Source organism: Paenibacillus algorifonticola (assembly GCF_000971975.1).
GTDB lineage: Bacteria > Bacillota > Bacilli > Paenibacillales > Paenibacillaceae > Pristimantibacillus > Pristimantibacillus algorifonticola.
Genome location: NZ_LAQO01000016.1, coordinates 78,544 through 98,586, shown reverse-complemented (window position 1 = coordinate 98,586; position 20,043 = coordinate 78,544). Strand labels below are relative to the sequence as shown.

General features: G+C 49.9%; 19 protein-coding genes. 2 read left to right on the top strand and 17 right to left on the bottom strand.

Annotated elements, in window-relative coordinates; genetic code table 11:
* Positions 1-116: 116 nt before the first annotated feature.
* From hfq to WH37_RS20660, 16 genes are all read right to left on the bottom strand, one after another.
* Positions 117-359, bottom strand: coding sequence for an RNA chaperone Hfq (gene hfq / locus WH37_RS20740; protein ID WP_046232530.1), 243 nt, complete (start codon positions 357-359; stop codon positions 117-119).
* Positions 356-1,375: a tRNA (adenosine(37)-N6)-dimethylallyltransferase MiaA gene (gene miaA, locus WH37_RS20735; RefSeq protein WP_231594303.1), complete on the bottom strand. Its 1,020-nt coding sequence runs from the start codon at positions 1,373-1,375 to the stop codon at positions 356-358. Before miaA ends, hfq begins: the two co-directional genes overlap by 4 nt.
* Positions 1,356-2,147: a class I SAM-dependent methyltransferase gene (locus tag WH37_RS20730; RefSeq protein WP_046232529.1), complete on the bottom strand. Its 792-nt coding sequence runs from the start codon at positions 2,145-2,147 to the stop codon at positions 1,356-1,358. The genes miaA and WH37_RS20730 overlap by 20 nt, the downstream gene beginning before the upstream one ends.
* A complete protein-coding gene (gene mutL, locus WH37_RS20725) occupies positions 2,144-4,303 on the bottom strand; it encodes a DNA mismatch repair endonuclease MutL (RefSeq protein WP_046232528.1) in 2,160 nt (719 codons plus the stop codon). The genes WH37_RS20730 and mutL overlap by 4 nt, the downstream gene beginning before the upstream one ends.
* Before the next feature lie 36 nt (positions 4,304-4,339).
* Positions 4,340-7,141 (bottom strand): DNA mismatch repair protein MutS, encoded by a 2,802-nt coding sequence (gene mutS / locus WH37_RS20720; RefSeq protein ID WP_143088460.1) that lies wholly within the window; start codon positions 7,139-7,141, stop codon positions 4,340-4,342.
* A gap of 516 nt (positions 7,142-7,657) precedes the next feature.
* The gene (locus tag WH37_RS20710) at positions 7,658-9,217 is read right to left on the bottom strand and encodes a putative amidoligase domain-containing protein (RefSeq protein ID WP_052737110.1); all 1,560 of its coding nucleotides are present in this window, start codon (positions 9,215-9,217) and stop codon (positions 7,658-7,660) included.
* Positions 9,218-9,496: 279 nt separating this feature from the next.
* A complete protein-coding gene (locus WH37_RS20705) occupies positions 9,497-10,060 on the bottom strand; it encodes an outer spore coat protein CotE (RefSeq protein ID WP_046232526.1) in 564 nt (187 codons plus the stop codon).
* A gap of 392 nt (positions 10,061-10,452) precedes the next feature.
* Positions 10,453-11,226, bottom strand: coding sequence for an ABC transporter permease (locus WH37_RS20700; RefSeq protein ID WP_231594305.1), 774 nt, complete (start codon positions 11,224-11,226; stop codon positions 10,453-10,455).
* Positions 11,227-11,359: 133 nt separating this feature from the next.
* Entirely contained in the window at positions 11,360-12,172 is an 813-nt protein-coding gene (locus tag WH37_RS20695; RefSeq protein ID WP_046232525.1) for an ABC transporter ATP-binding protein, read from the bottom strand.
* Positions 12,173-12,196: 24 nt separating this feature from the next.
* Entirely contained in the window at positions 12,197-13,201 is a 1,005-nt protein-coding gene (locus WH37_RS20690; RefSeq protein WP_046232524.1) for an ABC transporter substrate-binding protein, read from the bottom strand.
* Positions 13,202-14,072: 871 nt separating this feature from the next.
* Positions 14,073-14,450, bottom strand: coding sequence for a hypothetical protein (locus WH37_RS20685; protein ID WP_046232523.1), 378 nt, complete (start codon positions 14,448-14,450; stop codon positions 14,073-14,075).
* A gap of 15 nt (positions 14,451-14,465) precedes the next feature.
* Complete coding sequence (locus WH37_RS20680; RefSeq protein WP_046232522.1) at positions 14,466-14,816, bottom strand: nucleotidyltransferase domain-containing protein; 351 nt, start codon at positions 14,814-14,816, stop codon at positions 14,466-14,468.
* A gap of 201 nt (positions 14,817-15,017) precedes the next feature.
* Positions 15,018-15,527 (bottom strand): hypothetical protein, encoded by a 510-nt coding sequence (locus WH37_RS20675; RefSeq protein ID WP_046232521.1) that lies wholly within the window; start codon positions 15,525-15,527, stop codon positions 15,018-15,020.
* Positions 15,528-15,567: 40 nt separating this feature from the next.
* Positions 15,568-16,119, bottom strand: a complete 552-nt coding sequence (locus WH37_RS20670) for a hypothetical protein (RefSeq protein ID WP_143088462.1) — start codon at positions 16,117-16,119, stop codon at positions 15,568-15,570.
* The gene (locus WH37_RS20665) at positions 16,104-16,424 is read right to left on the bottom strand and encodes a hypothetical protein (RefSeq protein ID WP_046232519.1); all 321 of its coding nucleotides are present in this window, start codon (positions 16,422-16,424) and stop codon (positions 16,104-16,106) included. The genes WH37_RS20670 and WH37_RS20665 overlap by 16 nt, the downstream gene beginning before the upstream one ends.
* A gap of 178 nt (positions 16,425-16,602) precedes the next feature.
* On the bottom strand, positions 16,603-18,117 hold the full coding sequence (locus tag WH37_RS20660) for a carboxypeptidase M32 (RefSeq protein ID WP_046232518.1): 1,515 nt from the start codon (positions 18,115-18,117) through the stop codon (positions 16,603-16,605).
* A 196-nt stretch (positions 18,118-18,313) separates the two neighbouring features.
* On the opposite strand from WH37_RS20660, the gene WH37_RS20655 reads away from it, so the two are divergent.
* Positions 18,314-18,634: an iron-sulfur cluster biosynthesis family protein gene (locus WH37_RS20655; RefSeq protein ID WP_046232517.1), complete on the top strand. Its 321-nt coding sequence runs from the start codon at positions 18,314-18,316 to the stop codon at positions 18,632-18,634.
* Positions 18,635-18,713: 79 nt separating this feature from the next.
* A complete protein-coding gene (locus WH37_RS20650; protein ID WP_046232516.1) occupies positions 18,714-19,289 on the top strand; it encodes a beta-class carbonic anhydrase in 576 nt (191 codons plus the stop codon).
* A 95-nt stretch (positions 19,290-19,384) separates the two neighbouring features.
* Here the strand turns inward: WH37_RS20650 and WH37_RS20645 are convergent, their stop codons facing one another.
* A complete protein-coding gene (locus tag WH37_RS20645; protein ID WP_231594302.1) occupies positions 19,385-19,942 on the bottom strand; it encodes a DUF309 domain-containing protein in 558 nt (185 codons plus the stop codon).
* Positions 19,943-20,043 lie beyond the last annotated feature (101 nt).

Here is a 20,043-nt window from a genome sequence, read left to right as displayed (position 1 = left end):
CTTATTTATATCCCCAGAATGAAAAGGACAACCCCTATTAAAGCGGGCTGCCCTTTCCTTCCGCTATCTAGTTAAACGCAAATCACTATTAGAAAGTTTCACTAATAACGTGCGCCTTACGAGTCAGAGCTGTTGTTGTCCTGCATGAGAGATACATTTCGCTGCGGAGTAAACGTCGAAATGGCATGCTTGTACACCATTTGTTGACGGCCTTCGCTGTCAATAATAATGGTGAAGTTGTCAAACGCTTTAATAACGCCCCGGATTTGGAACCCGTTCATCAGGAAGACTGTAACGGGAATGTTATCTTTACGCAATTGGTTCAAGAACGTATCTTGAATGTTGATGGATTTGTTCATTGGACGTTACCTCCGTCTACAAAAGATTGATTAGAAGTATATTCAAGATGGACTTGAAACTTTCCTGCTATTATACCATGAATCCGATGTAAATTGTTGTGAAAATTTTCCCCCATATCGATCCATTCGATATCTTTCATGTGACGAAACCATGACAATTGGCGTTTGGCAAAGCGTCTCGTGTCCCGTTTCAGCAAAGTTACCGCGGCCTCAAGCGTACATTCTCCCCGTAAAAATGACGCTATTTCCTTATAGCCGAGTCCCTGCATAGCTACAGCATGAGGCGGAACGCCGCGCGACAGCAGCGCCTTCACTTCCTCGACCAGCCCCTGCTCCAGCATCTGGTCAATTCTCAGCTCAATCCGGCGGTACAGCTCCGCCCGATCCATCGTCAGCCCGACGATACACAATTCGTACGGGGATTCTTTTTTCTGACCCTCGAGCTGCTCCGATTGCTTAATTCCAGTTAAATGAAACACTTCAAGCGCGCGTATGACGCGCCTTTGATCATTCGGATGCAGACGCTCAGCGGACTTCGGATCAACGAGCGCGAGCTTCGCATGCAGCGCCTCAGCGCCGTGCGTCAGAGCGAACTGCTCCTGCTCCTGGCGAAAGGCCTCATCGGAGCCGCTCTCTGAAAATTCAAAGCCGTAGCACACGGCTTCCACATATAGGCCTGTGCCACCAACGAGGAAGGGCAGCTTCCCCCTAGCAGCAATCTCTTCAATGCTGCTTCCGCAGCCTGCCTGAAAGTCTGCCACCGAATACGGGTCATCCGGGTCGCGAATATCAATTAAATGATGCGGGATGCCCTCTCGCTCCTCCAGAGGAAGCTTCGCTGTTCCGATGTCCATGCCACGATAAACCTGCATCGAATCGCCCGAAATGATTTCCGCCTGCCAAGCTTTGGCAAGCTCCAGGCTTAAATTTGTTTTGCCTACTGCCGTAGGGCCAATTAATACGAGCAAAGGCTGCTTTTTGTTAGGCGTTACCCGCTTATTCTCTTGTTCTGGCAACCTCTATCACTCCATAAGCAATTTTTGAAGAATGTAAATGCCGACGCTCAAAGCCAAGTCTTGCAAACTCCTCGCTATGGCGATGCTCCTTAAGCACGACGGTTTTGCGCGCCACTCGCAGCGCTTCTGCCACTGCCTCAGGAGACAAGGCGCTGTCATTGACCAATTGGCGCAGTGGCTGAATCGAGCTCGACTCATGAATAGGCTGCCGGAACATCGGGTCAAAATACACGACGTCGACGCTTTGATCAGGCAGCTGCCGCAAGTAGTCTAGATGGTTCATGCTGACCATTTGAATTCTGCGCATCGCCGCATCCACATCAGCAAGCCCCGATTCATAGACGGCAAGCCCTTCGCGCACCAAGGCGCATAGCACCCGCTCACTTTCAATTGCGGTTACTTGTCCGGATGTACCCGCCGCATAAGCGAATACGAGTGAATCAGAGGCGAGCCCAGCTGTACAATCGACAATCGTGTCGCCTTCCTCGCAGCTGGAGACCATAATGAGCGGATCTGTTTCTCCCCTTCGAAGCCGCTTGACCCTTACAAAAGCCATGCTGGGGTGAAAAAATAACGGCGTATCCGTCTGTCCTTCATAATACCGGACTTCGCGGTCCGTCACAACAAACAGGCGAATCTCGGCCATCTCGGCGCCGATTTGCCGCAGCGTCATTCTGCCCCTCGTCTTATAGGGAACGGACAGCTCACCTGCAATCCTTCTCGCTTTGGCTACCGTCGCCTCAGACGGACGGTCGGCGGTCGTTACGATCATGACATCACCCGCTTAAACATTTTTTCAAGCTGGTACGTAGACATATGCACAACAATCGGCCGTCCATGCGGACAGGTATACGGTTGATGGCACGCTCCAAGCCTAGAGAGCAGCGCTTCGCCCTCTTCCCGCGTAAGCCTGTCATTGGCTTTAATCGATGCTTTGCACGAACACATAATAGCAGCCTTCTCGCGCAGCTTGGCAATATTGATCGATTTGCGCTCGGTAAGCAGCAGATCAGCCATTTCTTCAATAATGTCCTGCTCCTCGCCATCCGGCAGCCACTGCGGATAGGCCCGAACAAGAAACGTTTGGGCGCCGAATGACTCCAGCTCCACGCCCGCCTCATTAAACAGCGGCAGCAAGCCGCGAAGCTGCTCCGCCTCACCCGGCGTAAACTCCAGCGTAAGCGGCACTAAGAGCTGCTGGCTGGCCACCTCCGGCATCCCAAACTTGGCGTAATAATATTCATAATTGATTCGCTCATGTGCCGCATGCTGATCAATTAAATACAGTCCTTCCTCGGATTGCGCCACAATATACGTGCCATGCAGCTGGCCAATCCAATGCAGCTCGGGAAAGCCCGCCTCATTCGCTGCTGAAGGCTGCTCTGGAGCAGCTGGCGCTTGGCCGCCTTGTACGAGATTAATGTCGGGCAAGGCGGCCGTATTAACAGAAGCAGCAACTTCACTGCTTAAATCGGCAATTGCTGCCCCTGTGCCTTCCAATCCGTTGCCAGGCTCGCTTCCGTTTGCCATAGTCTGTGAGCTAGCCGTGCTAGCTGCGTCTTGACGAATCCATGAAGGCTCGGACGGAAGTGGAGCGTCTTGGCTTTGCGACGGAGAACTATCCGCCGCTGCACGTCCATGGGGCTGCACAGTCTCAGAGGTAAAGTTCCCCCATGCTGCGCTTGCTTCACGCGCCAAACCATTTCCAGCCTGGGCAGGCTTGTACAAACGTTCAGCCGCATCCTTTGGCACAAATTCTCTGGAAGCACCTTGGCCAAATGGGGAATAAGGTGCTTGTGCTATCGACCTCTCCCCTTTGCTGTCCTTCTCTGGTACAGGCGGTGTTTTGGGCTCCGGACGATGAAAGGACATGGCGCCCTGAACGAATACAGGACCTGACCTTTTCTGATTATGTATAGAATCCGGGCCTGGAATATGACGTTCCTTGCCAAGTGCAGCCTGAATAGCAGACTCAACGAGCGTCCGCAGCTCTGCCTCCTTGCTGAAGCGAACCTCCATTTTGGAAGGATGCACGTTTACATCAAGCAAGCTCGGATGCATGCCAATTTCAATAATCGCAAGTGGAAACCGATTGATCGGCAGCAGCGTATGGTAAGCCTGAAGCAACGCCTGATTGACCGCATGGCTGCGAATATACCGCCCATTCACAATGACGGTTATGCCATTGCGATTCGACCGTGTCAGCTCAGGCTTGGAAATATAGCCTAACAGCTCATAATCCGGGCTTTCTCCTTGTATCGCCATCATCGCCTTAGCGGTGTTGGAGCCGTAAATAGCAGCAATAACCTGCAGACGGTCGCCTGTACCGAGCGTTCGCAGCAGCGTATTGCCATTGTGTTTTAGTGTAAAAGCAATGCCGGGATGCGCAAGCGCAATCCGGTAAATATAATCTGAAATATGCCCAAGCTCGGTTTGCACCGCCTTCATATATTTCAACCGGGCAGGCGTATTGTAAAATAAGTCGCGAACCGTCATATCCGTACCTTGTGGAGTAGCAGCCGGAATACTAGCCGTAATCGTTCCGCCTTCGATGGACAGCTTATGCCCTAAGCCGGTATGTCCGGTAGAAGACAAACATTCCAGCCGAGAAACGGCCGCGATACTTGGCAGCGCCTCACCGCGAAAGCCTAAGCTTGCGATGCGGAACAAGTCGCTGCTCGTTGAAATCTTGCTCGTGGCATGGCGCTGGAATGCCGTTTCGATTTCTTCGGCGGGAATGCCAGAGCCATTGTCGGTAACGCGAATGAGGTTCAGGCCGCCTTCTTCTACCGTGATGTCTATCGTGGAGCTGCCGGCATCGACAGCATTTTCGACCAGCTCCTTAATGACAGAAGCAGGTCTTTCCACCACTTCGCCTGCGGCAATCTGGTTAGCGAGCTGCTCGTCCAGCACAAGAATTTTACCCATATGTGTTTTCCTCCTTCCCACGCGGACATGCCGCTTCTAGTCGTTCATTTTGCGTTTCATATCACCCAGCCACTGCATTGCCTGCATCGGCGTCATATTAAACAGGTCGAGCTTGCGCAGCTGATCAGCAAGCTGCTCGGATTTGGCGCTTCCTTTACGGCGACCCGAATCAGCCTGCGCGGCAGCTGGCTCATCCCAAATGGACAGCTGTATGGCTGCCGCAGTTTCGCGTACGCCAGCATTCGATGCTTGACTGGCCGAATGATCTGTTTCGGAGGAATTGCTGCTATATGCATGTTCAGGAGCATTGGATAAAGCAGCGCCAGACTGTAAAGCTTCGTACAAATTAACCTGTTTATGTTCATCAGAAGGAGCTTGCTGCTCAGCAGCGCGACTATCTGCTCCAGCGGCAGCAGCTGTACTCACCTTGATGCTTGCATCCGTTTCAACCAATGCTTCCGAAACTTCCAATAGCTCATAGGAGCGGGAAATAATGGACTCCGGCAAGCCTGCCAGCTTCGCGCAATAAATGCCGTAGCTCGTCCCTGCTGCGCCGGGTATCAGCTTGCGCAAAAAGGTAACATGATCGCCGCTTTCCTGTACCGCCATGCATGCATTCGTAAGCAGCGGCAAAGAATCCTCCAAATGCGATAGCTCATGAAAATGGGTCGATACGAGCGCTTTGCAGCGAATTTGATGATGCACATATTCAATAACCGCTTGGGCAATGGCCATGCCTTCGCCCGTAGAAGTGCCGCGTCCCAGCTCGTCAATAATGACAAGGCTGTTCTCTGTCGCCTTCTCGGTCATAATTTGAATATCCTTCATCTCCACCATGAACGTACTTTGTCCGCCAATCAGGTCATCCGCCGCGCCAATCCGCGTAAAAATCCGGTCGGTCAGTGGAATTTGGGCCGATTTTGCCGGAACAAAGCAGCCGATTTGCGCCATAATGCCAATCAATGCGACTTGGCGCATGTAGGTGCTTTTGCCCGCCATATTAGGCCCGGTAATGAGCAGCATCGTGTTATGTTCTTTATGAAGCTGCGTCGCATTTGCGATGAACGCTGCCCCATTTTCCATCACTGCCTCAACAACAGGATGCCTGCCTTCTTCGATGACCATATCGAACGAATCGGTAATCGATGGGCGGGTAAATCTGCGCTCTGCGCTGACCGTCGCAAATGCCTGATACACATCAAGCTCGGCTATGACCTCGGCAAGCAGCTGCAAACGGTGAAGCTGCCCTGCTAAATGCTCGCGCAGCTCCAGAAATCGTTCATATTCGAGATCGACCATTTTCTCCTCGGCTTCAAGAATAAGACGCTCCTTCTCCTTCAACTCAGGCGTTACGAACCGCTCGGCATTGGAAAGCGTCTGTTTTCTTTCATAGCGGCCTTCCGGCAGCATCGCGAGATTGGCTTTGGAAACTTCGAGATAATAGCCGAATATTTTATTGTAGCCGATTTTGAGCGAGCGAATGCCGGTTGCTTCGCGTTCCGCACGTTCCAGCTCAGCGAGCCATTTTTTACCGCCCGTGCTGGCTTCCTTAAGTTGATCCAAATAATCATCGTAGCCGGCACGAATAAGTCCGCCTTCGCGAATCGAGACTGGCGGCTCGTCTACAACGACCGTCGCAATCATGTCTGCCAAATCAGCGCAGTCGTCCAGTCCGTCGACCAGCTTTTGCAGCCGTTCCGATCCCGAGGCTTTGCACAGCTCCACTAGCTGAGGAACGCGCTGAATGGACGTTTTGAGGGCATTCATGTCGCGTCCGTTGGCACTGCCAAACGCCACTCTGCCGACCAAACGCTCCAAATCATAAATATCATGCAGCTCAGAGCGAATATCATCGCGCAAAATCAAATTCCGGTACAAGGTATCAACCGCATCCAGCCTTGCTTCAATCGCGGTGCGCGACAGCAGAGGCTTGTCGATCCAGCGGCGCATCAGCCTTGCGCCCATTGAGGTTTGGCTGCGGTCGAGCAGCCAGAGCAGCGAGCCTTTCTTCGAGCGGTCGCGCACAGTCTCAGTCAGCTCCAGGTTTCGGCGGGTATAATGATCAAGAATCATATATTGACCCGGCTCATAACTGCGAATAGCGCGAACATGGCCAAGCGAACGCTTTTGCGTATCATCCAAATAGCCAATAAGCAGATTCACCGCACGCAAACTTGCTTCATTCAGCTGTACAAGCTCCTGCCTGCCGAACTGGTCGAGCAGCTTTTGCTCAGGCACAAGCTCGCGCTTCGTCAGCAATATCGGGCGATTCCAAGCAGCTGAAGCTTGAAGCTTGTCCAGCAATTCCTCATCACCAACAATTTCAGCGGGCTGATAGACGTTAATTTCATCAATTAGCGCTTCCATCTGAAGCGGGAACGAAGTGACGTACAGCTCTCCAGTGGATAAGTCGCATGAGGAAATCGATACTTTCCCGTTTAAAAGGGCAACCGCTGAAATAAAATTATTCGTTTTATCGGAGAGAGCCTTCGACTCCATGACCGTTCCCGGCGTAATGACCTGGACAATTTCACGTCGTACGACGCCCTTGGCCGCAGATGGGTCCTCGACCTGCTCGCAAATGGCAACCTTGAAGCCTTTTTCAACGAGTCTTGCGATATAGTTTTGTGCAGAATGGTAGGGTACGCCGCACATCGGAATTTTTTCCGTGCCGCCCCCTTCTCTTCCGGTTAGTGTAATTTCAAGCTCGCGCGAGGCCGCAATCGCATCTTCAAAAAACATTTCATAGAAATCGCCCAGACGAAAAAAAAGAAACGCATCCTTCGCTTCTTCTTTAATCGCAAGGTATTGCATAATCATCGGGGTATAGCTTGCCACTGTTGCCCCTCCTTTATTTTTGGTAAGCGAACGCGAGCGTTCGCAGTCTATGTTTATCGTATCATCAGAGCCGCAAATTCCGCCAAATCTCCGAAATTCTAACAAAGCAACTTTCTACTATTATATCAAGCGTTGGCTGGATGCGCCAACTTGTCTATTTTTCCGGGTGTTCATTACGGGAGAAAAACGGGGAAATTCGCGAAAAAAGAAAGAAGGAAAGAGGGAAAAATGGCCTGTTTGATTGGAAAACAAGCGGGGTTGAAAGTACAGAGCAGCCCTTTTATTGAATACGTATGGAAAATAGAGCGCCATGTGAAAAATAGTGAATGCGCCTCGTGTGCTTGGAGGAACTACGCGTTGCTAAAGAGCTGCCAGCGCTTTGACGCTACGTTAACTGGCAGCGCGTAGGCTGGATTTAATGTCAGCTTCGTTAGCTTCCATTATTGAACGGAGACGAAGCAAGCATTAGATATTAAACATTTTTAAGATTAAGGATTAAGGATTAAGGATTAAACATTATGTCGTCTTTTTGTTAGACGACCTGTTAGAAGCAGGAGCTGGCATGGGGATGCGCCATTTGTGGCGGATGTCAGCCCGCTCATCCCATGTTATGCCGCGCCGCGCCGCATCGAGCAAAGGCTCGATGTCAGCTGCAAGCGCGGCATAACTTGGCGTCGCCGCCATCGCTGCGGCAAGCGGGTTCAGGCATCCGGCCAGCTCCGCGCGGTCGCCGGAGTAGAAGGCTTCGACGTACCGCTCGTCAAGCGCCGGTATGTCGGTGAGCGCTCTAGTCTCGCGCGCGCATAGCAGCGCGAGCGCGAGCGAGGCTTTTGCCGCTGCTGGCGAGATGAGCCAGCTCGGCAGCGTGCGGTATTCGAAGCCGCCATGCGGCTGCTGGCGGTATTCGCCAAGGGCGCCGTAACGGGGGCGTCTGCTCCGGCCGGCCGGGTCTTCGACGAGAGCGAGCGGGAACGCCGCGTAGCTGTCGAGCAGCCGCAGCAATCGGCTGGATAGCGGCGTGCCGCTGAGATGGATGTGCCCGCCGAGCGGCAGCCCCGGCACGGGCATTGCTCCGGCGACCCAGCAGACGCTGGGGTCGCTGATGCGTTCGGCGGCGCGCAGCAGCAGCCGCCGGAGATGCGCGGCCAGCGCGGCCGGGCTTTCGGCCGGCTCGGGCCGCAGCTCGGCGACGGGATAGACGATCCGTCGCCCAATGAGCATGGCGTCGCTGCCCGCTGCCCCCTGGGCGCCATCGCCAAAAAAGCGCGAAGCGGGCACGATCCGCCCATCCGGCCGCACCAACGCAAACTCCGGGTCGGCGCCCAGCAGCAGCTTGGGCGCCGTTCCCAGCGCAGGCGCTGCAGCCGCCTCATACCAGGCGGCCATTCGCGCCAAGCCCACTGCGCGCAGCTTCGCATCGCGCAGAACCCCCGCTGCGCGGACGGCGGCCCGCCCGCCTTCGCCCAGCACAACCTCGGCCTCGCCCATATCGAGGCCGAGTGCATACAGAGCGGCGACTGCGGCGCGGATAACCCGCCGCAGAGCCGCATCCCGCGGCCATGGCGCTGCCGCATGGCCGCTTGGCTCCGCCCGCAGCAGCGGCTGCCCCGCTGCGGGCCTGCCCCACCGATCGAGGCGCTGCAGCTCGATCGGCTCCAAATGCGCAATAGCGACCTTATACAATCGGTCGCTATCTCCCAGTTCCTGCCGCCGGAGCAAGCCTGCCCGGCGCAGCCTTTGCTGCTGATCGGCGGCAGACATCGCCGCAAAGCCAATCTCCCCCTCATTCAGCAGCCAGCTGCCGCTCGGCAAAGCAGGAAGTCCCTGCTTTTTGTCCCCACCCTGTTGTTCCCACACGCCTTGCTCTTGCCCACTCCCGCTTTGATGACCTTTCTGTCCCTGCCTTGATTCATAAGCCGCCTTTTTTTCAGAAACACAGCCGCTCACGATAACCGCATCGCCAGCCCTAACCTCCTCAAGCAGGCTTGCATTAGAAGCTGATCCAGCGGCAGCAGTCTCTTTACCTGCCAGCTCCAACCGCCCGGTACTGCTGTTCCACAGCCATACTGCCGCCATCTCATTGCTCCTTTCTGCTAGCCCACTCACCATAAACTGTTGTGCACCATTCCCTACCCAAAACCTCCACACTTCTCAAATCCGGCACTAGGGCAAACGCCCGAATATGTTCAATACCAACAAAAAGAGGGCTTTCGCCCTCAAGTTTGCGGACATCGCCGCATATTATACCTTACAGAAGCCGAGGCACAATGGAGTTAAACTTACGTGGAGAGGATTTAAGCTTCCGTCCCGGGAAGTTTCAATCCACGCAAGCGATATGGCCGTCAGGCTGCCAGATTAAAGCTCGTCGTCGAGCAAATCCGGATCAAGATCTTCGTAGTCGTCATCGCCGAGATCGTACTCGTATTCCTTGGCATCGAGGCCGTCCAAACCTCCGGGAATACAAGCAACCGTCACTTTCGTCTCGGCGACCAGCTCTACCGAAAATTCGCGTTCAACCCGGATGACAACGCCGGAGCCGCTCGATGAAACATTCGCTTCGATGCAATTCGGCTCCTGAAGCGCGTCTGCTGAAACTTCCACGGTCGTGGCACGATGCTTCGGATCGACAAACGAAAGCGGAACATTTTCTACATAATGAACGGATTCCTTCGCAACTTCGGTTTGCGAGTTTTTGCTGTACGAGTACCAGATGTTAATGTCGTAAGTACCGATGACCTCAATCCCATCGCCCGAACGAACCGCTTCATATTGATGGTTGATAATCCATGCGCCCAATATACTGGTCGGATGTTGAGGCGGCGTAACGGTATGGGTTACAGTGGAAAACTTACGACCTTTGCCGCAGACAGCTTTGGTAATAATTTCTCTGTACTGTAGCTGTTTATCTGCATTAGCCATTGATTTAACCTCCTCCATGCAATCATTCACTTAAAGTGTATGCAGGACGTGGGCGAATGTTGATAAAACGAATGCAGACAAAGAGAGATTGTTTTAAAAAAACACCCACAAAACCTGCTGCAAAACGTAAATCCACGTTTCCCCAAGACCTTCGCTCCCCATTTCCCCGCCTTTAGTTGGCCGCTATATATGAGCAGCTTGCGGGAGGCTCGCCGCAAAATCCTTTTTTCACCCTTGCAGCTCCCGCTCCTATTACGAAAGCGCCAGCTAAAATCGAACTATACTAATAGTTATGAAGCCGCCCCAGCCATTATGCCAAAGCCTGTATTTGTACCTATTGTTAACCACGCACTAACTCAAAAGCTTACATAAAAATCGCAGCGTTATGTGTTCTACTGCTCACGCCAACCCGTCATCAGCTTGCGTTCCAGTGCAGAAACAGCTTTGTACATAACCGTAGCAACCGCCGCAATGACAAGCAGGCTGGAGAGTACGAGCGTAAAGTTGAACACTTGGAAGCCATAAATAATAAGGTAGCCCAGCCCAAGCTTCGCAACGAGAAACTCACCTACAATAACCCCGATCCATGCCAAGCCTACGTTCACTTTCAGCGTCGAAATAATAACCGGAAACGAAGCTGGCAAAATCACGCTGCGAAAAAGCTGCGACCGCCCCGCACCGAACAGCCGGACGACTTTAATGTAGCCTGCGTCCACCTCACGAAACTGGTTATAAATGTTCAAGGTTGTAATAATAACCGTTACCGACAAGGTGACCGCTACAATAGAAAGGAAGCCGGGTCCAAGACAAACGATAAAGATGGGCCCTAGCGCCACCTTCGGCATGCTGTTCAGCACAACCAAATAAGGGTCCGCAACCCGCGATACAAAAGGAAACCACCATAGCAGCGCTGCAAGCAGCGTACCCAGCAGTGTGCCTAACACAAAGCCGACAATGGTTTCCGATACGGTCACCCCGATATGAGGCCAAAGTGAGCCGTCCGACATCGTCGCCCACAATTGGCGGAACATCTTCGTTGGGTAGCTGAACAGCAGCGGATCAATCCACCGATTTCGTCCTGCGGCCTCCCATAACCCAACAAACAGCACTAAAATAATGACCTGCGTCACGCCAACTAGCGCAGTCGTCCTTTTTGCCCGTCGCATATAAGCTCGGTGCAGCCAGTCTAGCCATGCTGATCTGACCTCTTCCACATCAGAAGGCGATGACCGCTGTTCCTGCCCAACTCGTTCCGGCTCTTTATCTGCGAGCTGTTCCCTTTGCTGAAACCAATCCCCGTCATCCTTCATCGCTCTCGCTCCCTTCCCAGCCAGCCTTCTCCGCAGCGTCAAGCTCCGCCCATAATTGATCGAACAGCGGCTGAAATTCCGGCAGCTGGCGGGCTTTCATCGGCGATGCCTGCCGGATTGAATCCGGTATAGTCAGCTCGCAGCGAATTCTTCCCGGATTGGCCGCCAGTACAATAACACGGTCACTCATCGCAACAGCTTCAGATAAATCATGCGTAACGAGCAGTGCCGTTTTCCCAAGCCTTCGCAGCGTCTCCTTCACCAAATCCTCCAATTGCAGCTTAATGTGCAAATCCAGTGCAGAGAAAGGCTCATCCAGCAGCAATACTTCCGGCTCAGTTGCCAGCGTCCGCGCCAATGCGACACGCTGCCTCATACCGCCCGACAGCTCATGCGGATAGCGGGCTCCCGATCCCGGCAGGCCAAGCTCAGCTAGCAAATCAGCTGCTTTTTCAACCGCTGCGCGTGTCTTGCTGCCCGTTAATTCCAGCCCCAGCGCCGCATTATCCAAAATCGTCCGCCATGGAAATAAATAATCCTGCTGGAGCATATAACCGACAAGGGTAGACGGTTGTTTAACCTGGCGATTGTTCAGGAGCACTTCGCCGCGTGTCGGCAGAAATAAGCCAGCCAGCATGCTGAGCACCGTCGTTTTGCCGCATCCGCTCGGTCCAACCAGACTGACGAACTCGCCGCGCTGAACGGTCAAGTTCAGATCCTCAACAGCAAGCGAGGCGCCCTTGTCATTCACATATACATGAGTTACTTGCCGCAGTGTAAGCGCGGGGTCACTATTCGCCATCTTTTTCCCTCCTCGCAACCATCGCTACTTCACGGCTTCAATCGCAGCTTCCGCAAAGGCCGTGTTTACGATGGCATCATGCTCGGTTCGCGCCTTCAGCTCGCCAGCGGAGGTCATGACGTCCAGCAAATTGTTCCATTCCTCCTGATCAATGATCGGGTCGGCCGCAAAAGAGCCTTGCTGCTTATAACGATCGATCGAGCTAATCAATATACCACGATCTACATTTTCAAAATAAGGCAGCACAACATCCGCAATCGTTTCGGCACTATTTTCAGCCACCCATAATTGAGCCCGATGAATCGCATTGGTGAAAGATTGCAGCGCCGCCTTGTTTTTGTTTGTAAAGCTTTGCTTCGCCATATAAACGGTGTACGGCAAATGCCCGCTCTCTGCCCCGAAGGAGGCTACAACCTTGCCACGACCTTCTTTCTCAAAAATAGAAGCCGTCGGCTCAAAAAGCTGTACAAAATCGCCTGTCCCTGAAGCATAAGCTGCCGAAATATTGGCGAAATCGACATTTTGGATCAGCTCCAAATCCTTCTGCGGATCAATTCCAAATTTTTTCAGCGTAAATTCTCCAGCCATCTGCGGCATGCCGCCCTTCCGCTGTCCCAAAAAGGTTTTCCCTTTCAATGACTGCCAGTCAAAGGTAGGCTCAGGTTGACGAGCGACTAGAAACGTACCATCGGTCTGAGTCAATTGGGCAAAATTGATGACCGGGTCCTCCGCTCCCTGCTGGTACACATAAATCGACGTCTCCGAGCCGACAAGCGCCACATCGATTACGCCCGACAGGAGCGCCGTCATCGTTTTGTCCCCGCCAGCCGTTGTCGTCAGTTCAATGTTCAGCCCCTCGTCTGCAAAAAAGCCCTTCTCCAGCGCTACATATTGTGGCGCATAAAAGAGGGAGCGCGTGACCTCACCGACTTTCAGCGTTGTTTTCTCACTTTTTCCGCCGCAGCCTGCCAGCGCAGCGGTTGCAACCAGCGTGACAACTAGCAGCAACGTTGTCCATCTTCTCCTCATCCTTTTTTCTCCTCCCGCTATTTACAGCTTGCGTGTTGTACTCCAGCCTATGCGTGCGTACCCTCGGCGGTGATTGCCGCTAACGGCTTTTTGGGCATAAAAAAGCCGTTATTCCACATGTCGCGGAATAACGACTCTAAAAGACTCGCTAAAACAATAATCGTAACCGAACAATCCACTCACCAAGCATACTTCCGCTTAGCAGCATCATATTTTGAACGATGAACTTCAGCTCTGTATTACTCATAAAACTCTTCCAGCCGCTAGCTACTAAAGGAAAGGTGGTAACTGTTTTACCAATTACCACCATTATATCAGCTTGCTTGACGCTCTGTTAGAGTTGCCGCCCCTCCCGAATTTTTTTCATGAATTTCGGGCTTTATTTAGAAGGAAGGTGGCTAGCCTTTAAACGTTATTCTGCCTGTTATATGTCAACTGGTCGTCACTTGTCTCTAGCACTATATCCATCGGGGCGGTATATCCTACAGTTGCAAAAAAATTTGAAAAAACGGTGAGAAAACGAAGATAACAAAAAACAGGTCAATCATGGTGGTATCTGACCATAATCGACCTGTCTAATGTAACGGAATAGCGTTATTTAGGTTATAAAACTAAAGCATTAATGTGTGTACAAATGAAATGACGAAATCTTTATACGGGTATTACTTGAGTTAAGTCTACTTGGACTTAGCCGCCCGACTTATTCGGCACTGGGTGGAGTCTACTCATTAATCAACGATCTGAGGATAATGACACCAAAGACCACAATATGGGCGTCGATCTCATATAGTGACTTTGTTGGTTGTGCTGTACGATCTTGCTGTTATGATGTAAACCCTATAATGGTTTCCCCTCACACAAACCTAAAATCTTAACGCTCTTCAAAATTATAACCGCCTTTTCTTGGGAACTCGTCTTCAAAGTCACATGAGGCTATCGCTTTGAATCCTGAGTCCCATAACTTTGCCAACAGTTTTGAAATTTCTGCGATATAAACCTTTTCGTCGACATCCTCGATTGGTTCTATATCGAGATAATATCTGTAATATAAAAATTCATCACTTCCTTGGTTTCTTTTCTCTTCAAAAAAATCCCCATTATTAAAAATAAATATTTCAGCTTGTTCAGTTAAAATGGTCGAACCTGTAACAGAACCCTTAGCAATCATTGATACTGTCTCTACAACTGATGTTTTCTCCTGATCGGTATCCAAAAATATCTTTGTAAACAAATCATATTGAGATTCCACTAAAAGCACCTCGCATTATTTAATCGGGGTAAACGGAGGATCGTCAAACGGTCCACTTATTTTAATTATAGAAATGTCCACATCCATGCCTAGCTCCTGTTGCAGTAGTTCCCTAAACTTACTCAGTTTAGCTTCACCAGATTGAATTTTTCCCGTTTCAATGGCATGTAGCATTGTTTTTTCTTTAGCAGAACCTGGATTCGGAGCTTTGACTTTACTAAATGAATCCTTTATTAGCTCGTTAAACTTTTCTGGTGAAACACGTATCGCAAAATCAATATCTGAGGTAGGCTTAGCTGCTCCTTTTGCTCTACTACCTTGAACAACAATATCGTCACTCAAGTGTCCAACTTTTTCCCGAATCATTGCTGAAATCTTTTCAAATTGTTCTTGTGTTAAGTCTTGTGGTGTTTTAAGACCTTTTCCCGTCCCCTAAGTTGTATTTTAAATCGGCAAATAAAAAGAAAACCACAGCACGAGCGGATAGCTCGCATTGTGGCGCTAATGCTTGTATTGTACGATATATACTGTTCATACAGGGTAATTTATATAAAATTATTGTATAAATCATTCTACTCCATCAATTTCATCTAGTCTCTCCATGTTTAATTCATTAAACTCTGTTCTTGGAAAAGGATAAACATTCTGAGGCCATCCATATTTTCCACAAACAAGCTCATTATGATGGTAACTAACTCTCCCCCCCCTCTCAAACAACAATATTATAGGTTCATAAAGATCTTCAAAACGTACATCTATCTTTTCTCCAACGCTAATTGCCCACTCCCATTCTAAAAAATATTTGCACAAGAACTCTACCGTCCAACCTTGTTTTAATAAATCTAATTCCTCAACTTTTTTTTGAATATCAAGTAGTATTTTTTCTTCAACACCTATGATCTGAGCTGCACTGTATATGGGTTTACGCATTTTATTTTCAGGACAATAAACATCCCTAAAAACGTTTCCCCTATTAATAAATTCAGTTACAAGTAATGCATGTGAAGGTAGGTCTTGCTTCCTGACGCTCCAATCAATATTTTTAATTCTTTGTACTGCTTTTTCAAACCTTTCCAACGTTTCCCCTTCTTTCTTTATTGCATATTTAAAATCCGTTTTATTTTGGATCACGCATATCAGGTCTAAAATTAGGATAGTTATCAGGTTGAGGTGGTGCCAGTTCATGAGCACCCGGAGGATCGCCTGTAAATCTTTGATTTTCAATTCCGCCTACATCTCTATAAGGTACACTTTGTTGCATTAATCGTGACTCCGCTAATTCATGATCAGCTAATTGTTTAAAGTACGCTTTTTCGTCTGCTGGTAGTTCTCCCTTTAAAGCACGCTCCCAACCGTACGCAACATCCCAAACAGGATGGAAATAGTCAGAATAATACGTTCCCTCATACTGATTAACAAGGTTTTCATGTTTTGTTAGAATCATATGTTCCTTTAAAGCTTTTGCTTTTTCGAGACTTAATCCTGTATTTTTAGCAAATGTCTGAATTTCTTGCATATCTAAACCTGTCGATCTCAACTTCTCATATGTTTGAAGAGCAATTTGGTCTTGTCGTACCTCTATTGGAACATTGATCGGGTTACCTCTTGGCTCAAGTTTGATAACAACTTTACCCGTCCCCTCAGCATCATTCTTCAAACGATCAGCCAATTCCTTCTTACCCGCTTCGGATCAGGACTATCATGGAGTTTAACATTTCCTCCAGGACCTGCGGGAACAAGATCGTCACCCATCTTCTTAATCGTCAAGGCATTCTGAAGCTTCTTCCAGCCCGCAGCTGCTGCATCCTTGATTTCCAATGCATCACGTATCAGTTTCGCTTTAACCACATCTACGGCCTTTCCAATCCAGCCCGTCATTTTATTCAGCGAATCGCCAAATGCGTTGCCCAAGGATTTAACAATTTTCGCATTTGCAATCTTGCTACCAATCGCCTTCGTAAGACGTGAATCCATGTTTTATAAGTCCAAATAGCACTGTCCATAAATAAAAAGAGCCTTAGAAGAGATTCTAAGACTCATTTTATATTATTTTTTATTGTGATGCGCTTAGAATTGTATAAAGCATTTGTAGTAAAAACGCCTCAAACCAAAAGCCCACCACACTCTTAACCTACTTCTCAAACTTCCACAACTACAGCTTATAAATCTCGCTATATTTCTTCTCCAAATATTTCACCAAATATTGCGGGTCCAGCGGCTTTCCGGTTACATTTTGGATCAACTCAGAAGGTGTTCTGAGCTTGCCATATTTGTAGATACGCTCGCTGAGCCATTCTTTAATCGGCAGCAGATCCCCTGCACTTACAAGCTCCCAGAAGTTCGGCAGCTCGCGCTCCAGCGTATCGGCGAATTGCGCCGCATACATGTTGCCGAGAGAATACGACGGGAAGTAGCCGAATGCGCCACCGGACCAGTGCACATCCTGCAGGACGCCTTCTGCATTTGTCGGCGGTTCAATACCCAGGTATTCCTTATATTTATCATTCCAAATGGCTGGAAGATCTGCGGCCTTCGCGCCTTCATTAAAGATCATTTTCTCAATTTCATAGCGGATAATAATATGAAGATTGTACGTCAGCTCATCGGCTTCAATGCGAATAAGAGACGGCTGCACGATGTTATTACCCCGATAAAACTGATCAAGCGTCACATCCAGCTGACCCGGAAACTGCTGCTGTAAAGCTGCAAAATTATGCTGCCAAAACGGCTTGCTGCGGCCAATAACATTTTCCCAAAAACGCGATTGCGATTCATGGATGCCCATTGATGTACCCGTGCTTAGCGTCGTTCCATCCAGCTCGGCCATAATATTTTGCTCATACAGCGCATGACCGCCCTCATGAATCGTACCGAACAAGGCGCTCGTCACATCATCTTCTAAATAACGTGTCGTAATTCGCACGTCACCTGTGTTCAGTCCCGTTGCGAATGGATGCGTGCTTTCATCAAGTCTGCCCGCTTCAAAATCATAGCCCATCTGCTTCAAAATCCGTAGGCTGAACGCTTTTTGAGCTTGTTTGTCATAATTTTGGCGCAGGAATGATGTATCCGGCTGGTGCTTGGAAGCCGCAATCGCTGCCGCCAGTGGAACCAGTTGCTCGCGCAAGCCTCCAAACACTTTGTCCAGCTCCTTCACGGTCATGCCTGGCTCATATTGGTCAAGCAGCGTGTCATAGCGGGTTTCTTTCGGCCCCCATAGGTCGATAAACTGCTGCGTATAGTCGATTACTTTTTCCAAATAAGGCTGGAAGCCCTCGTAATCGTTAGCTGCCTTCGCTTCTTCCCATTTGGATTCAGCCTGGGAGCAAATAACGACATGCTCCTCATAAAGCTTCGGAGGAATTTTGACGCTGCGATCATATTCTTCCCTTGTATCCGTTACAAGCTTGCGCTCTATTTCGCTTAGTCCGCTAAACGTTTCCGGCTGTTCCAGCTCACTCAGCCATTCACCCAATTCAGGCGATGTGGAAAGCTTGAACATGTCGCCAGACAAAGATCCGATGACCTCCGAACGCATATCCATGCCTTTGCGCGGAGCGCCGGTGCGCAGGTCCCAATAAAGCACGCCAAGCGCCTCGCCGTAAGCTTTCAATTTTTTCACCGTTTCCAGAAATGGAGCTAGCGCCTTCGAGTTATGTACGGTCATTTCTCATCACCCTTTCCAAATAAATAGAAGATCAGCCTATTTCAACATATAAAACGAGCGAGTGCTACCTATGGATAACATCATTCGTTAATATTTCATCTGATCTTAACTTGATCTTACCGATTACTGTACGTATAATCAACTTTAATCTAAACATCATTAAAGAGCGAATTGAAATGGAAGAGAGGCATCACCTATGTTTATAACTTTTTCGCCATCTGCAGTTGAGCAGCTTTCTCCTTTTTTAGAAGGCGGCGTTCACCAGCTTAAGCTTCTGCATGATACAGAAGGCTGCGGCTGCGTCGTCAGCGGTGTCCCTGCCCTCCAGCTTGTAAAGGAACCTAGTGCAGACGATCGGTTAACACAAGGTCAGCCCTTCAACTTTTTGTATGAGCCTCGTCATGAAGTTTTTTTTGAACCTCAACTGCGCATCGGTTATGATACAGAACGTGGAACATTCAGTTTAAAAAGCGACGGACAAATTTATTCCCTTAATTTGCGATTTCTGACGGCCTGACGGCTCCAGCCTATGTACAACTGTGTATTATGAACATTCAACTAAGCTTAACCTGCAACACCAGATATAGGAGGAGCCTATGAACAACGTTGATCAAATCATGAACGACAATAAAGCTTTTGTCGAGCGCAAAGATTATGAGCAGTACATAACGAGCCGTTTTCCCGACCGCAAAATGGTCATCGTCACCTGCATGGACACGCGGCTGACTGAAATGCTGCCGAAAGCGATGAACCTGCGCAACGGAGACGCCAAAATCATCAAAAACGCCGGCGGCATCGTCACCCAGCCGTTCGGCAATATTATGAGGAGCGTATTAATCGCCATCTATGAACTGCAAGCCGATGAAGTGTTTGTCGTCGGGCATCATGGCTGCGGCATGACTGGACTTAATCCTGAGGTCATCGTCCAGCACATGACGGATCGCGGCGTACCCCAGCAGACGGTTGAAACGCTGAGGCATTCCGGGCTCAATTTTATGCGCTGGCTGACTGGATTCGACAATGTGAAAGAAAGCGTGGAGAAAAGCGTAGGCATTATCCGCAACCACCCTTTGCTTCCGCCAAACGTTCCCGTTCACGGCATGACGATAGAGCCGGAAACTGGCCAACTCGATCTGATTGTCAACGGATATGACAAGCTGAAGCAAGAATAACCGTGAGCCTTTCCTACATAAACCTATTTATTTGAAAAAGAAGCCGTTCCCGCACAAAAGGGAAGCTGAACCGTTAGCTGCTTGCGCAGAACCGTTCAACGATTGTGCGTGGACGGCTTCTTTTTTCTCGCGGCAATCGCTTCTGCTCTCGCGGCAATGACATCGCTACGGTCCCGCAAGGTATGACGATGGATAAGCGCTTCATCTGCCATTTCGCTTGGCAATCCCCACTTCGACTGTGCCAATCCTCTTTCTGCGCATTCCTGCTCGCATAACACTTGCAGCTGGGCATCGACAATAACGAGATTAATATCTTTATAAGCGGACGAAATGGCATCTTCTAGCTTTTCTGCCCTTGCGAGTGCGGCTTCCAGTTCCACTACTGCCTTGGCACCATCTAGCCCGAGGCTGTCCAGTGATTCAGCGGTCAGCTTGCCGAGCGCTTGCGCATACATTTTTGCTGCGCCTGCAAGATTGCCTCGCCGCTCATGATATTGGCCGACAGCCAGCTGAATCAGACCTACCCAGATCAGCGCCCGTTCATCTGCGGGATGCTCCTTCCAATACTCCTCCAACAGCTCATGGCATTCGAAAAAATCTCTCGTTGCATGAAACTCAACTAAATACGATACATAATGATCTGGATATTTCATTCCCATCTACCCCTTCTGCCTTTCTCCTCATTGTAGCGTTTTGCGCTGCAGGTGTGCAACTGACCATCCTGGCCACAAGGAATGGATTATTTTACAGAATC